General features: G+C 29.9%; 14 protein-coding genes. All 14 read left to right on the top strand.

The window, feature by feature from the left end; translation table 11 throughout:
- Position 1: 1 nt before the first annotated feature.
- Genes ACODSB_RS04625 through ACODSB_RS04560 form a run of 14 tightly spaced genes read left to right on the top strand, consistent with a single transcriptional unit; the run spans position 2 to position 14,593 of the window.
- A complete protein-coding gene (locus tag ACODSB_RS04625) occupies positions 2 to 1,036 on the top strand; it encodes a glycosyltransferase family A protein (RefSeq protein WP_488936180.1) in 1,035 nt (344 codons plus the stop codon).
- Entirely contained in the window at positions 1,029 to 2,132 is a 1,104-nt protein-coding gene (locus ACODSB_RS04620; RefSeq protein WP_488936179.1) for a glycosyltransferase family 4 protein, read from the top strand. Before ACODSB_RS04625 ends, ACODSB_RS04620 begins: the two co-directional genes overlap by 8 nt.
- Positions 2,133 to 2,144: 12 nt before the next feature.
- The gene (locus ACODSB_RS04615) at positions 2,145 to 3,215 is read left to right on the top strand and encodes an acyltransferase family protein (RefSeq protein ID WP_488936178.1); all 1,071 of its coding nucleotides are present in this window, start codon (positions 2,145 to 2,147) and stop codon (positions 3,213 to 3,215) included.
- Positions 3,216 to 3,228: 13 nt separating this feature from the next.
- Positions 3,229 to 3,885, top strand: coding sequence for an acylneuraminate cytidylyltransferase family protein (locus tag ACODSB_RS04610; protein WP_488936177.1), 657 nt, complete (start codon positions 3,229 to 3,231; stop codon positions 3,883 to 3,885).
- 22 nt (positions 3,886 to 3,907) lie between these two features.
- Positions 3,908 to 4,948, top strand: coding sequence for an N-acetylneuraminate synthase (neuB, locus tag ACODSB_RS04605; RefSeq protein WP_488936176.1), 1,041 nt, complete (start codon positions 3,908 to 3,910; stop codon positions 4,946 to 4,948).
- Entirely contained in the window at positions 4,941 to 6,074 is a 1,134-nt protein-coding gene (gene neuC, locus ACODSB_RS04600) for a UDP-N-acetylglucosamine 2-epimerase (RefSeq protein WP_488936175.1), read from the top strand. Before neuB ends, neuC begins: the two co-directional genes overlap by 8 nt.
- Before the next feature lie 31 nt (positions 6,075 to 6,105).
- Positions 6,106 to 7,539, top strand: coding sequence for an MBOAT family O-acyltransferase (locus ACODSB_RS04595; protein ID WP_488936174.1), 1,434 nt, complete (start codon positions 6,106 to 6,108; stop codon positions 7,537 to 7,539).
- Entirely contained in the window at positions 7,539 to 8,420 is an 882-nt protein-coding gene (locus ACODSB_RS04590; RefSeq protein ID WP_488936173.1) for a hypothetical protein, read from the top strand. Before ACODSB_RS04595 ends, ACODSB_RS04590 begins: the two co-directional genes overlap by 1 nt.
- 1 nt (position 8,421) lies before the next feature.
- Positions 8,422 to 9,798 carry a hypothetical protein gene (locus ACODSB_RS04585; RefSeq protein ID WP_488936172.1) on the top strand — a complete coding sequence of 459 codons (1,377 nt, stop codon included), beginning with the start codon at positions 8,422 to 8,424 and terminating at the stop codon, positions 9,796 to 9,798.
- A 6-nt stretch (positions 9,799 to 9,804) separates the two neighbouring features.
- Positions 9,805 to 10,959 (top strand): glycosyltransferase family 4 protein, encoded by a 1,155-nt coding sequence (locus tag ACODSB_RS04580; RefSeq protein WP_488936171.1) that lies wholly within the window; start codon positions 9,805 to 9,807, stop codon positions 10,957 to 10,959.
- Between the two features lie 12 nt (positions 10,960 to 10,971).
- Positions 10,972 to 11,526 (top strand): serine O-acetyltransferase, encoded by a 555-nt coding sequence (locus ACODSB_RS04575; protein ID WP_488936170.1) that lies wholly within the window; start codon positions 10,972 to 10,974, stop codon positions 11,524 to 11,526.
- A complete protein-coding gene (locus ACODSB_RS04570) occupies positions 11,526 to 12,644 on the top strand; it encodes a glycosyltransferase (protein WP_488936169.1) in 1,119 nt (372 codons plus the stop codon). Before ACODSB_RS04575 ends, ACODSB_RS04570 begins: the two co-directional genes overlap by 1 nt.
- Complete coding sequence (locus ACODSB_RS04565; RefSeq protein WP_488936168.1) at positions 12,641 to 13,504, top strand: hypothetical protein; 864 nt, start codon at positions 12,641 to 12,643, stop codon at positions 13,502 to 13,504. Before ACODSB_RS04570 ends, ACODSB_RS04565 begins: the two co-directional genes overlap by 4 nt.
- Positions 13,505 to 14,593, top strand: coding sequence for a glycosyltransferase (locus tag ACODSB_RS04560; protein WP_488936167.1), 1,089 nt, complete (start codon positions 13,505 to 13,507; stop codon positions 14,591 to 14,593).
- The last annotated feature ends 1 nt before the right edge of the window (position 14,594 follow it).

Raw genomic sequence — 14,594 nt, 5'->3', positions numbered from 1 at the left:
ATTGAGAATAGGCTACAACCCAAATAAAGATAAAAAACAAGAACCTAATGATTTTTTTCATCAGGTTGTTATTCCTGTTTATATACCAAACAATGAAGGTTATTTTAAAGACAGTCTAAAAATTTTAGAATATTGCCTTACATCTTTATTTAAAACAATTCACCCAAAAACATACATTACAATTGTTAATAACGGAAGTTGTATTGAACTTGAAGATTATTTAACTGAACTTCAAAGAACAGGAAAAATACATGAGATCATTAACACGACAAATATTGGGAAATTAAATGCCATCATAAAAGGTATTTCGGGGCATAATTTTACTTTTATTACCATTAGTGACGCCGATGTGCTTTTTTTAGAAAACTGGCAGAGAGAAACTTATAATGTTTTTGAGAAATTTCCAAAAACAGGGGCAGTTTGTCCAACACCATCTTCAAAATCTTTAAAAAATTATACGTTTAACATTTGGTTCGATTTATTATTTTCAAAATCACTTCAATTTACAAAAGTTAAAAATCCAGCTGCCTTACAAGCATTCGCAGAAAGTGTCCAAAATCCAAATATGTATCAGGATATTCACCTCGAAAAATACCTGACAGTTTCAAAAGATAATTTCAGAGCGGTTGTTGGTGCAGGGCATTTTATTACCACTTATAGAAAAGAAGTTTTTGAAAATAACAGAATTAAGTATTCGAATTTTATGCTTGGTGGAGATAGTGAAGCAAAATTACTAGATTTTCCGGTTGTAGAAAAGGGAATGTGGCGGCTTTCAACAGAAGAAAATTTTGCATTACATTTAGGTAATATTGAAGAAAAATGGATGGAAGAAACTTTAGAAAAAATAAAACCAAATAATTTTTTTCCAGACAGCCCAATTACTTTGCAAAAAATTAAATTTTCAAGAATAGGATTTATAGTTAAGCACAAGTTATTTTCAAAAATTCTTACCAGACAAATAATATGGTATTATTGCCTTAAAATAAAAGGACTTTCTAAAAGTGAGGCATTAAAATATATCCAAAAAAATGAGTAAGTCTTCTAAAGTAATACTGCTTTCTCAAGTGCCGCTGCCCTTTTCAAAAATAGGAAGCTGGACAACACTCTATAATAATTATTTAGAGGAAGATCATAAAATAGATTACATCGTTTGTCCAAAGTCAGATAAAAAATATGACACCGTAAAATACAGTTACATCAACTTTACGTTTTGGCATAAAATTCAGCGAAAATTTTTAAAGAAAAAAAATCTTGAATATTTTCAGGCTCTGGATAAAATTATAAATCCTGATGAAAAATATATAATCCAGATCGTTGATAACTATGGAATGGTAAAACCGCTCAAAAATTATCTTGTATCAAAAGGAATTGATAAGCAATGTTACATTCAATTCTTTTATCATGGTTATCCGCCACATGATTATGGAGATTCAGCACAAAATTTCTATGAGATTATAGATGAAATTATTTTGCTTACAAATGATAGTTATATTGAGCACAAAAAAAAGATTAATGTACTGCCCAATTATATTTCCATTTTGCCAAATGGAATTAACATTAAAAAATTCAGTAAAATTTCTAGTTCAGAAAAAGCTAAGTTAAAAGATGAATTAGGCTTTAAAGATAAAAAAGTCTTCGTTTGGTGCTCGCAGGATAGACCCAAAAAAGGATTGCATATAATTTTGGAAGTTTGGAGAAGAATATATGCTTCGCAAAAAAATATAGTATTATTAGTGATAGGCTGTAATCCAAGAGAAGCAATGCATGGCGTTATGTTTTTGGGTAAAATACCAAATAACGATTTACCAAAATATTATCAAATTTCAGATTGCTATCTGTTTCCAACATTATGTCAAGAAGGATTTGGACTCAGTCTTATCGAGGCTTTACATTGTGGAAGTTATTGCATTGCGTCAGCATTGGGAGGTGTTCCAGAAGTATTACAATACGGGAAATACGGGAAATTAATCGAAAATCCACATTTTATTTCAGAATGGGAACAAGCTGTAAATGATTTTTTAGAAGGGAAATTCGAAATTCCAGATGTACCAAACGATTTGTATTCTTCAGAAAAATGGAACATCGGTATGAATAAAATTATAGAACAAGTAAAATTAAGATTTGCAAAATAACTAAGTTAAATTATGAAGATAAACCAGTTAACATTTACCAGATTTTTAGCAGCAATTTCAATTGTGGTTTTCCACTATGGTAAAAAAAGTTTCATTTTTAATAATAACATTGTCAATTTTATATTTTTTAATGCAAACGTTTGTGTGAGTTACTTTTTTATTCTGTCTGGTTTTGTAATGATGATTGCGTACGGAAACAAGACAGATTTTTCGACAAAAGACTATTTTAAAAATAGATTTGCGAGAATTTATCCACTCTATTTTTTTGCTATACTTATGGTTCTGTTTTTACAGATAAGAACACAAAAAATAGACTTATTAGGTTTGTTTTTAAACATTTTTATGATTCAAAGCTGGATTCCCGGCCAGGCATTAACTTTTAATCCTCCAGGTTGGTCACTATCAGTTGAGTTTTTATTTTATGCAGTTTTTCCTCTTATTTTTAATATGTTCCTGAAGAGTGATAATCTTAAAAAAATCGGAGCAGCTATCATCATATTTTGGATTGTAAGCCAGGTTTTATTTCAAACACTTTTTTCATTATATGCAGGAAATGAATTAAGCAGCATGAAAGATATATTGATGTATAATCCTTTAATGCATTTAAATGCATTTTTAATAGGAAGCTTAGCCGGTTACATGTTCATCAAAAAATGGCAAAATAAAAAAGGAAACTATGATTTTTTAATTCTAGTAGTTATTGGTATAATACTTTTAGCTTTAAAATTTCCATTAAACTTAAATTTTCATAATGGTATGCTTGCTGTATTTTTTATTCCATTAATAGTTTTGATTTCTTTAAATAATGGATTCTTAACAACATTATTTCAGAAAAAGCCATTCGTTTTTTTAGGGGAAATCAGTTTTGGAATTTATATTTTACAATTCCCTGTTTATTCCTTAGTAAGTGCTTATAGCGTTAATAAACATTTGCATCTAAGCGATCCCACGATTGTTTTTTTTCTGAGGCTTGTTATTCTAATAATTCTTTCTTCATTAACTTATGTATATATTGAAAAACCACTTCAGGATAAAATAAGAGCAAAAAAGAAAATGACTGCTATGATTGAAAAACCAGCTTAATAAAATAAAAGAAATGAAAACCATTGCTATAATCCCTGCCCGTGGAGGTTCCAAACGTATACCTGAAAAAAATATTCAGTTTTTAGGAGAATTACCTCTGCTTGCTCATTCCATATTATATGCACAGGAAAATAGTGATATAATAGAGGATATTTACGTTTCAACTAATGATGCTGAAATAAAAAAAATAGCAGTGCAATTTGGAGCAAAAGTTATTGATCGTCCCGTTTCTCTTTCAGGAGATTTAGAGCCAACAGTTTCGGCATTAAAACACGTTTTAGAATCCATTAATTCAAATGTTGAAAATGTTGTTTTATTACAGGTTACAAATCCTTTGCGTCCTCAAAATTTATTAAAAGAAGTTTTTGAAAAATATCAAGAAGATAATTTAGACAGCATATTTACAGTTTCAAGAAATCATCAAAAATTTGGAAAAATTGTAAATAATAAATTCCAGCCTTTTAATTACACTATCGGGCAGAGAAGTCAGGATTTAGAACCGCTTTTTTTTGAAAATGGCCTGCTTTATATCACAAAAGCTTCCTTAATTCTGAATGATATTATTATTTCAGAAAATGCTTTTCCATTCGAAGTAAATCATATTTTTGCACAAGTTGATATCGATACTCCGGATGATTTAGATTATGCGAGATACCTTTATCAAAAATAATAAAACCCCAAATTTTAAACAAATGAATCCATACATAGAAATTGCAGGTCGTAAAATTGGACCAGATTTTCCGCCATTAGTTATTGCCGAAATCGGAATCAATCACGAAGGCTCTTTGAAAGTAGCAAAAGAAATGGTTGATGCTGCACATCGTGCCGGAGTTGAGGTAGTAAAACATCAGACTCATATTGTAGAAGATGAAATGTCTGGCGCAGCAAAAAAAGTGATTCCGGGAAATGCAGATGTTTCTATTTATGAAATTATGGAAAGATGCTCACTAAACGAAGCTGACGAATTAGAACTAAAAAACTATGTCGAAAGCAAAGGCATGATTTTTATTTCGACACCTTTTTCAAGAGCAGCTGCCGAAAGATTAAAGAAATTTGATATTCCAGCTTATAAAATTGGTTCGGGAGAATGTAATAATTATCCTTTGCTAGAGCATATTGCTTCATTTGGAAAACCTGTAATTTTAAGCACAGGAATGAATACAATAGAAAGTATTCAAAAGGCGGTTGCAATTTTCGATAAACATAACATTCCGGTTGCTTTGTTACATACAACAAATTTATATCCAACACCAATTCATTTAGTTCGTTTTGGAGCGATGCTAGAACTTCACGAAGCTTTTCCGGATAAAGTATTTGGATTAAGTGATCACACTCTAAATAATAATGCTTGTTTAGGAGCTGTAGCGCTTGGAGCAAGTATTTTAGAAAGACATTTTACAGATCATATGCAGCGTACAGGTCCGGATATTGTTTGCAGTATGGATGAAAAAGCATGCGCAGAATTAATAGTTTCAAGTGCAGAAATTGCCTTAATGCGAGGTGGAACTAAAAAACCAGCTCTAGAAGAACAAGTTACAATTGATTTTGCTTTTGCTACTGTTTGCGCTATTAAATCAATTAAAAAAGGAGAGATTTTATCTAAAGAAAATATTTGGGTTAAACGTCCTGGAACTGGTAAAATTTTAGCAGAGCACTTTAATGATTTAATTGGTAAAACTGCTGTGAGAGATATTGAAAATGACGAACAATTAGATTTTACTGATTTTGAGTAATTCTCCAAAAAAAATATTATTTCTTACCGGAACTCGTGCTGATTTTGGGAAAATAAAATCCCTTATTCAAACCCTCGAAGAACAGCAGGATTTTGAAGCTTTTGTTTTTGTTACGGGAATGCATCTGCAGGAACTTTATGGATATACACTTCTCGAGATAGAACGCTGTAAATTTAAAAATGTTTTTACATTCGAAAATCATACGCACGAAACCACGATGGATTTGACATTGGCAAAAACCATTGAAGGTTTGTCGAATTACTGTAAAACCATAAATCCGGATATGATTGTAGTTCACGGCGATAGAGTGGAAACACTTGCCGGTGCTATTGTAGGCTCTTTAAACAACATATTAGTTGCTCATATTGAAGGCGGAGAAATTTCAGGAACAGTTGATGAGCTGATTCGTCATAGCGTTAGTAAACTAAGTCATATACATTTTGTATCGAATAAAGAAGCGGCAAAGAGACTGATTCAAATGGGAGAAATAAAAGAATCGATTTTTACAATTGGCTCTCCTGACATTGATATTATGTTTTCTAATAGTTTGCCATCTCTTGAAACTGCTAAGAAATATTATGAGATTCTGTTTGATCATTATGCTATTGTCATGTTTCATCCCGTTACTACAGAATTTAAATCAATGAAAGAGTATGCAATTACTTTTGTTGACTGCTTATTGCAGGATAATCGTAACTATATTGTTATTTTTCCAAACAATGACTTAGGAAGTCAATTTATAATAGAAGAATTTGAAAGATTAGATGCTAATGAAAGATTCCGCATTTGCCCATCTCTTAGATTTGAGTATTTTCTAACATTATTAAAAAACAGCCAATTTATAATTGGTAACAGCAGTGCCGGAATTCGTGAAGCTCCTTATTATGGGATTCCAATAATTAATATAGGAACACGCCAGCAAAATAGGGCAATTAATGCAGATATAATCAATGTTGATTATTCAGGTAAAAACATAAAAGAAGCACTTTCTAAAATAGGTTCACATAAAGTTCAGATTTCAGATAATGACTTTGGAGAAGGAAATAGTAACGAATTGTTTTTACAATCATTAAAGAAAAACGATATTTGGCAGCTGAATCACCAAAAACAATTTAGAGATATATAATATCCCTTTGATAATACCATTGTAAATACTTATGTTTTTTAACTCCATAGCATTTGCTATCTTTTTGCCAATCGTTTTTTTTCTGTATTGGTTTGTTTTTAATAAAAACAAAAGCACCCAAAATGCTTTATTAATCATTGCCAGTTATTATTTTTATTCTTGTTGGGATTGGAGATTTCTATTTTTATTAGTTTTCTCCACTTTTCTGGATTATTACACAGGAATTCAAATTGAAAAAGGAAAGTCAGAGAAAAGCCGAAAATTTTGGTTTTGGTTAAGTATTTTGGTCAATCTGGGATTTTTAGGTGTTTTCAAATATTATAATTTCTTTGCTTCTTCTTTTTCAGAATTATTAAATTCAGCTGGAATAAAAGCAAGTCCATTTTTACTGAATGTTATTTTGCCTGTCGGAATTTCATTTTATACTTTCCACGGACTTTCTTATGTCATTGATATTTATTTTAAAAGAATAAAAGCCGAATATAATTTTGTAGATTATTCCTTATTTGTGAGTTATTTTCCGCTGCTGGTTGCCGGCCCCATAGAAAGAGCAACGCATTTATTACCAGAGATAAAAGTTAAGCGAGAGTTTGACTTAGAAAATGCAAAACAAGGGATTTATCAAATTATTTGGGGTTTAGTAAAAAAGGTAATTATTGCGGATACTTGTGCACCTTATGCCAATGCTGTTTTTGATAATTATACTTCAATGAATTCCTTCTCGCTTATTTTAGGAGCTATATATTTTGCTTTTCAAATTTATGGAGATTTTTCAGGATATTCAGATATTGCACTTGGAGTATCCAAATTGTTTGGTTTAGATTTATTACGAAACTTCAATTATCCTTATTTCTCAAGAGATATAGCAGAGTTTTGGCGTCGCTGGCATATTTCACTTTCTTCCTGGTTTAGAGATTATTTATATATCCCATTAGGAGGAAGTAAAGGCGGACTTTGGATGAAAATCAGAAACACATTCATCATTTTTGTTGTGAGTGGTTTTTGGCACGGTGCAAATTGGACATACTTAGCTTGGGGCTTCATAAATGCAGTTTATTTCCTGCCATTGCTTCTTTCAAATAGTAATCGAAATAACATGGACACAATTCAGCTCAAATTTAATTTTGATTCTGTAAAAGTGTTTTTAAGCATACTTTACACCTTTGCATTAACTTGTATTGCGTGGGTATTTTTTAGAGCTAAAACAATTACAGATGCGGTTTTATATTTAAAGCGAATTATTACCAGTAAAGATTTTAGTTTTCAGTATCTAGACAACGAACGCTACAGTTATGAACTGCTGCTTATGATTGGAATATTTGTTTTAATCGAATGGAATAATCGCAGCAAAGTAGAACCACTTTCTGGAAAATGGAGCACCTTAAAAGTAGCTTTGGCAATCTTAGCTATTATGGCTTTTGGAACTTTTTCAGATTATAAAGAATTTATATATTTTCAGTTTTAATGAAAAAGTTTTTAATTTATATAGCTAAAATTAGTGTAGTAACTGTTTTAATAGCATTTCTATTAGATGGCTTGTATACCTATATTTTTATGCATTCTAATAACAGAGGAAAAATTGAGAAGGTTTTTAATTCAAAAGCCCAGGAATACGATGTTGTTTTTTTAGGATCTTCAAGAGCGAATAATCATTTTGTGGCACAAATGTTTGAAGACAAAGGACTAAAAGCATTCAATTACGGAATGAGCGGCGGGCATTTATTTGAAGCTTCTTTGATGTTAAAATTGATGATTGAAAGAAAATACGAAATCAAAAATGTCATTCTCGAAGCCGATTTGAATCTTTCAAATGAACATCAGGCTGAAGGGATTTCTGCAAGATTCCTGCCTTATATTCATAATTCAGAAGTGATAAAAGATCATTTCTCAAATGAAGCAGATTTTAATGAACTCTATTATATTCCTTTTTATAGATATATTAAATATGATGGCAAAATAGGATTTAGAGAAACTTTTTTTATTTCAATTGATAAAAAAACAAATGCTTTAGATAATTTGGGTTACTATCCTTTGGTAAAGCATAAAAATGGCAATATGAAAAATAATATTGTCAATTTAAACCCATTAAAACACAATAAATATTACGAAGAAATTAAAAACCTTTGTAAAGCACATAATATTAATTTCATTCCGGTTATGACCCCAATGTGTGAAAATACTACTGGAATGAATTATTTTGAAAAAGTCAAAAAGGTTTATCCGGAAATTCATAATTATGAAAATATAGTAATAGAAGATAAATACTTTTCTTCTTGTGGGCACATGAATGATGCTGGCGCAAAAATATTTACGGCAAGAATTTTAAAAGATTTTTTCAACAAATAAAATGACAAAAAATAAGATTTTATTATTGTTCCCGGATGGTGTTGGAATTAGAAATTATCTCTTTTCTAATACATTCAATAATTATAGATCAGAAGATTTAATCCTGTTTCATAGTTTTGATCCCCAAACCATAACTTCAATTAAGGAAGATTCTTCGATTGTTGATGATATTGTAATTCCAATTTATAAAGAATCTGCAAAAGAAAAATTTTTAAGAGAGTTAATTTGTCTTTCAAGATTACATTATAATAATTCTAAAGTTAACAATCTAACTTTGCTAACCAATTGGAATTGGAAACAAAAAGGACTGTCAAAAAAGATATTCTACAAAGTAATAGAACTTTCATCTATCTTTTTTAAAGCTTATTCAAGTATCTTAAAACTTGAAAAAATGTATCAGAAAGCTATTCGTCAAAATCCTTTTTACTATCAAGTAAAAAATATTTTGAGCGACACAAAAGTAAGTCATTTATTCTGTTCACATCAAAGAGCACTAAATGCTGCAACGATTTTTGCCGCAGCGACTGATTTGGGAATTAAAACCAGTACCGTAATTTATTCATGGGATAATTTGCCAAAAGCTCGTTTAGCTTTGCGAGCAGATAATTACTTAGTTTGGTCTGATTATATGAAAAATGAATTAAAAGAATTCTATTCTGAAATTCCAGCAGAAAATATTCATATAACAGGAACTCCACAGTTTGAGTTTTATGATGAACCAAAAAATATAATTGATAAAGAAATTTTCTATGAGAAATATAATTTAGATTTAAACAAAAGAATTATTTGCTTTTCTGGAGATGACACTAAAACTTCACCAGACGATCCAAGTTATTTGAAAGATATAGCCGAGGAAATTATCAAGGCAAATTTGCAGAATGAATATCAAATTTTATTAAGAAGATGCCCGGTTGATTTCTCAGGAAGATTTGATAAGATCGTAGACCAATATAAAGATTTAATTAAAGAAGCACCGCCCTTATGGTATTTCAGTAAATCAAAAGAATGGAATACAGTTTATCCAACTTTTGAAGATGTAAAGTTATTAGTAAGTACGGCATTTTATTCTGACATTGTTGTGAATGTTGGATCTACAATGGCTTTTGATTTTGCAATGTTTAATAAACCCTGCATATTTATTAATTATGATCAGCCAAATAAAAATGTAAAAGATTGGTCTGTAAAAACAATTTATCAATTTCAACATTTTAGAAGTATGCCAAATAAAAAATCAATTATTTGGTTAAATAGTAAAGATGAAATTGCTCAAAAAGTTGTCATGCAGACGAATAATAATCTTGATATGGTTAATTGGAAAGAAATAATACTTGGAGATTATAAAAATGCATCTAATAATATTCGGAAAATAATAGATTAGGTAAATATGCACATCTGTTTTATAACTAACGAATTTCCAAAAGAAGGTTTTCCACATGGAGGAATTGGCAGCTTTGTTAAAACGCTGGCAATTTCGTTGGTTAAAAAAGGTTTTCAAATATCAGTTATCGGAATTAACTATACTCCAAATAATGAATCTGAAATTGTAGAAGGAATAAATATTTATAGATTAAAAAAAAGCACCATAAAAGGATTTTCCTGGTATTTTAATTCGAAGGTAGTTAATGAAAAAATAAAGCAGCTTCATAAAGAAAACCCGATACATATCATTGAATCTGCAGAACTTGGACTTGCTTTCCTCTCTAAAATAAAAGATATAAAACATATCATTCGTTTGCATGGAGGCCATCATTTTTTTGCTGAAAGTGAAAACAGGAAAATCAATAAATGGAAAGGATTTCAGGAAAAAAGATCTTTTAGTAAAGCAGATGCTTTTATTGCCGTTTCTCAATTTGTAAAAAAACATACCGAACAATATTTAAGTTACAATAACAAACCAATAGCCTATATAAGTAATCCTATTAATACAGATTTTTTTACGCCAATAGGCAAAAATCAATCTGATAACAAGATTGTTTTTGCAGGAACAGTTTGTGAAAAAAAAGGAATTAGACAATTGATCCAAGCCTTCCCATTTGTAAAAAAAGAAATTCCTGATGCTGTATTAGAAATTTATGGTCGTGACTGGTTTTTTCCAGATGGAACATCATATATTAAGATGTTGAAAGAAAAAGAATTGCCAAAAATAGAAAAAGCAGCAGCAGATGTTTATTTTAAAGGCGCAATTTCATTTAATGATATTCCCAATGCATATTCGCAAGCTGCAGTATGTGTATTTCCATCACATATGGAAACACAAGGTTTAGTTGCACCAGAAGCAATGTCTATGGAAAAAGCCGTTGTTTTTACAAAACTAGGGCCAGGACCCGAAGCTGTGGAAGATTATAAAACCGGATTATTATGTGATCCTTATAATCCAAAAGATATAGCTGAAAAAATTATTTGGTTTCTTTCAAACAAAGAAGAAAAAGAAATAATAGAAAAATCAGCAAGAAAATTTGTGGTTCAAAAATATGGACTGAATACTATTATTGATCAAAATATTGTTTTTTATACATCACTAATTAAATCTGAAGACTAAAAAAATCAAAAGATGAATTTATTTCAACTCATAAAATCAGATTACAGGAAATATAAAAAATATGGAGGCAGTTTCTTTGGGATTATATTTTTAACTCAGGGATTTTGGGCTATTTTTCAATATAGAATTGCTCATTTTATTTATTCAAAAATAAAGTGGCAACCATTTCGATTTTTAGGGTTGTTCATGATGCTTATCAATCAAAAATTTATTGAAATTGTAACGGGGATATCAATTTCGGCATCTTCAAAAATTGGACATTCATTTTATATTGGACATTTTGGAGGCATTATTATTAATGCAAATGCGATTATAGGTAATAATTGTAATATTTCTCAGGGAGTAACAATTGGTGTGTCTGGGCGCGGTGAAAAAAGAGGAGTTCCTGTGATTGGTGATGAAGTGTATATTGGAGCAAATGCAGTTGTAACTGGAAATATTAATATCGGAAACGGAGTTTTAATTGGAGCTTGTTCTATGGTAAATACTTCTGTTGAAGATAATTCGGTAGTTTTGGGAGTTCCTGCAGTTATAATATCTCAAAACGGATCTAAAGGTTACATTTAATGAAGTTACTAATTCTTTCCTCGGCTCCATTTATATTTAAAGATGGAAAATGCTATGCTTACAGTCCTTATGTAAAAGAATTAGTAATTTGGGAAAAATATGCAGATGAAATTGCTTTTTGCTGTCCGGTATGGAAAAATGAGAATGGATTATTGATTGATGAAATTCCCTTCAAATTCAGTAAACACTATAAATTAATTGACTTTAATTTAAATAGTTTCAGTAATATCATAAGAAGCTTTTTTTGCTCTATCCTAAATACGCTGATTATCTTTAAAGCGATGTATAATGCAGATCACATTCATTTGCGATGTCCGGGAAATATTGGTTTGCTGGGAAGTTTTGTTCAGATCTTTTTTCCAAGCAAAATAAAATCTGCAAAATATGCGGGAAATTGGGATCCAAAAAGTAAACAACCCTGGACATATAAACTGCAAAAGAAAATCTTAAGCAATACATTCTTTACCAAAAATATTCAAATTCTGGTTTACGGAGATTGGGAGAATCAGTCTAAAAATGTAAAACCTTTTTTTACGGCTACTTATTCAGAATCTGAAAAAGAAACAGTTGAAAAAAGGACTATTGATTCAGGGATAGAATTTATTTTTGTTGGAAGTTTAGTTGAAGGTAAAAATCCAGTTTATGCCATAAAACTAGTTCAAAAATTAGCCGAAAGCGGAAAAAACGTAGCTTTGAATTTGTACGGAAATGGTAATGAAAAGGCTTCTTTAGAAAAGTATATCAAAGAAAATAAACTTGGAAATTTTGTTTTCCTGCATGGAAATCAAAATGGTGAAACATTGAAAAACGCTTACAAAAAAAGTCATTTCGTTATCTTGCCATCAAAAAGCGAAGGATGGCCAAAAGCAATTGCAGAAGGAATGTTTTGGGGATGTGTTCCTATTGCCACAAAAGTTTCATGCATTCCTTTTATGTTAGATTTTGGTATTCGCGGCATTTTATTAGAAATGAATATAGAAAAAGATATTTCCCGAATACTAGATATTTTAGAACAGCAAAATGTCTTTGACATTAAAAGCAAGTTATCGACACATTGGTCACAAAAATATACAACTGATCTATTTGAATCAGAAATAGAAAAAATACTAAAACCTTGAAACATACAGTAAAAACCAAAATATTTAAAACAATTTCTTTATTGCCAGATCGCTTAGGATATTTTTTATATCACTTTTTGCAGAACATTGGAAGTAAAATAACCCTTGAAAATAAAATTCAGTCTACAAACAATACTTTTGAAACTGTAAAAAGAATTTTGTTAAAAAATGATATTACGCTTCAGAATTCGAAAATTACAGAATTAGGATCGGGATGGGTTCCTGTTTTTCCGTATCAATTAATTTTTGAAGGAAATGCAAAATGTGTTGATACATATGATATAAATGAACATTACAATGAAAAAGAAATTTTAAAGCTCAATGAATATTTTAGTAAACAATACGATTTTAAAACAAATGAAAAAAAGAAATATTCTTTAGCAAAAGGAGTTAACTATTTTCCTAAAACAGATATTTGTGATGGAAATTTAAAAGGCATAAATTTAGTATTATCCAGATTTGTTCTGGAACATGTTCCTCCAAATGAAATTATTAAAATTCATGATTTTCTTTATTCCAATTTAGAATCCGGAAGTCATATTTTGCATTTAATTTCTCCAAGCGACCACCGTGCATATAGTGATTCATCACTTTCATTACAAGATTTTTTAAAGTACAGCGAAGAAGAGTGGAACAATATTCAAACTAAATTTGATTATCACAATAGATTGAGACTTCCTCAATATTTAGAGATTTTTAAAGATAAATTTGAAATACTTTTTTTTGAGCATGATAAAATAAATGTGGAATCGAAGAGCTTTAAAAAATTTAAAGAATTAAAGATTCATAAGGATTTTCAAAAATATAGTGATCAGGAATTAATGGCTGGAAGTATCAATATTTTGCTGAAGAAAAAGTAAATGAGAATCATTCAAATTATAGATTCACTTGAAGCGGGCGGTGCAGAAAAAATGGCCGTTAATTATGCGAATGCTTTATCTAAAAAAATAGAGTTTTCAGGATTAATTGCAACTCGAAAACAAGGATTGCTTTTAGAACAAATTAATAGTAATGTCGATTATTTATTTTTAGATAAAAAAAAGCGAATTGATTTTAAGTCTATATTTCAGCTGAGAAATTATGTAAAAAAGAATAAAGTAGATTTTATTCACGCTCACAGTTCTTCTTTTTTTATTGCTGTTTTAGTGAAATTGATTTTTTTTAAAGTTAAAATAATATGGCATGATCATTATGGGATTTCGCAAGATTTAAAATCAAGAAAAAATTTAAGTTTAAAATTTGGATCCCTTTTTTTTACTGGAATTATCTCAGTTAATTCAGCACTAAAAGAATGGGCTCAGGATTATTTGTGGTGTAAAAAGGTTATTTATTTGCCAAATTTTATTGAAGATGATGTTAATTTAAATGCTGAGGCTTCTTTAAAAGGATTAGACGGAAAACGAATTGTCTGCGTAGCAAATCTTCGGCCTCAAAAAAATCACGAACTTTTGATTAACGCGGCAAATATAATTCGAAATAAATTTCCTGACTGGACTTTTCATTTAATCGGAAAAAATTTTGAAGACACACATTCTCAAGGCTTGAAGAATAAAGTCAAAGATTTAAAACTTACAGAGAATGTCTTTTTTTATGGAACAACTAATAATGTTGCTTCAGTTTTAAAACAATGTGAGATTGCAGTACTTTCATCACTTTCAGAAGGGCTTCCATTGGCCTTATTAGAGTATGGGTTATATAAAATGCCCGTTGTAGCAACAAACGTTGGCGAAATATCAAAAATAATTACTTCGGAAGATATAGGATTAATTGTCCCGTCAAATGATTTGCAACAATTTACAAATGCAATCCAAAAATTAATTGAAGATGATATTTATAGAAAAGCAATAGGTTTAGAACTAAATAAAGTAATAAAACTAAATTACAGCGAAGAATCAGTTATTGAAAAGTATATTTCATGGTTGAATTCTTTAATTAACTTTGTCGTCTAAA

The sequence above is a fragment of the Flavobacterium sp. FG68 genome (assembly GCF_057808895.1).
Note: the sequence above shows the minus strand (reverse complement) of the source record. Positions and strands in the feature narration are given on the sequence as shown.

Coding starts and splice junctions, on each gene's coding strand:
- ACODSB_RS04585 (WP_488936172.1), top strand. CDS start 8,422: ATGACAAAAAATAAGATTTTATTATTGTTCCCGGATGGTGTTGGAATT.
- ACODSB_RS04620 (WP_488936179.1), top strand. CDS start 1,029: ATGAGTAAGTCTTCTAAAGTAATACTGCTTTCTCAAGTGCCGCTGCCC.
- ACODSB_RS04595 (WP_488936174.1), top strand. CDS start 6,106: ATGTTTTTTAACTCCATAGCATTTGCTATCTTTTTGCCAATCGTTTTT.
- ACODSB_RS04575 (WP_488936170.1), top strand. CDS start 10,972: ATGAATTTATTTCAACTCATAAAATCAGATTACAGGAAATATAAAAAA.
- ACODSB_RS04615 (WP_488936178.1), top strand. CDS start 2,145: ATGAAGATAAACCAGTTAACATTTACCAGATTTTTAGCAGCAATTTCA.
- neuB (WP_488936176.1), top strand. CDS start 3,908: ATGAATCCATACATAGAAATTGCAGGTCGTAAAATTGGACCAGATTTT.
- ACODSB_RS04560 (WP_488936167.1), top strand. CDS start 13,505: ATGAGAATCATTCAAATTATAGATTCACTTGAAGCGGGCGGTGCAGAA.
- ACODSB_RS04610 (WP_488936177.1), top strand. CDS start 3,229: ATGAAAACCATTGCTATAATCCCTGCCCGTGGAGGTTCCAAACGTATA.
- ACODSB_RS04590 (WP_488936173.1), top strand. CDS start 7,539: ATGAAAAAGTTTTTAATTTATATAGCTAAAATTAGTGTAGTAACTGTT.
- ACODSB_RS04580 (WP_488936171.1), top strand. CDS start 9,805: ATGCACATCTGTTTTATAACTAACGAATTTCCAAAAGAAGGTTTTCCA.
- ACODSB_RS04570 (WP_488936169.1), top strand. CDS start 11,526: ATGAAGTTACTAATTCTTTCCTCGGCTCCATTTATATTTAAAGATGGA.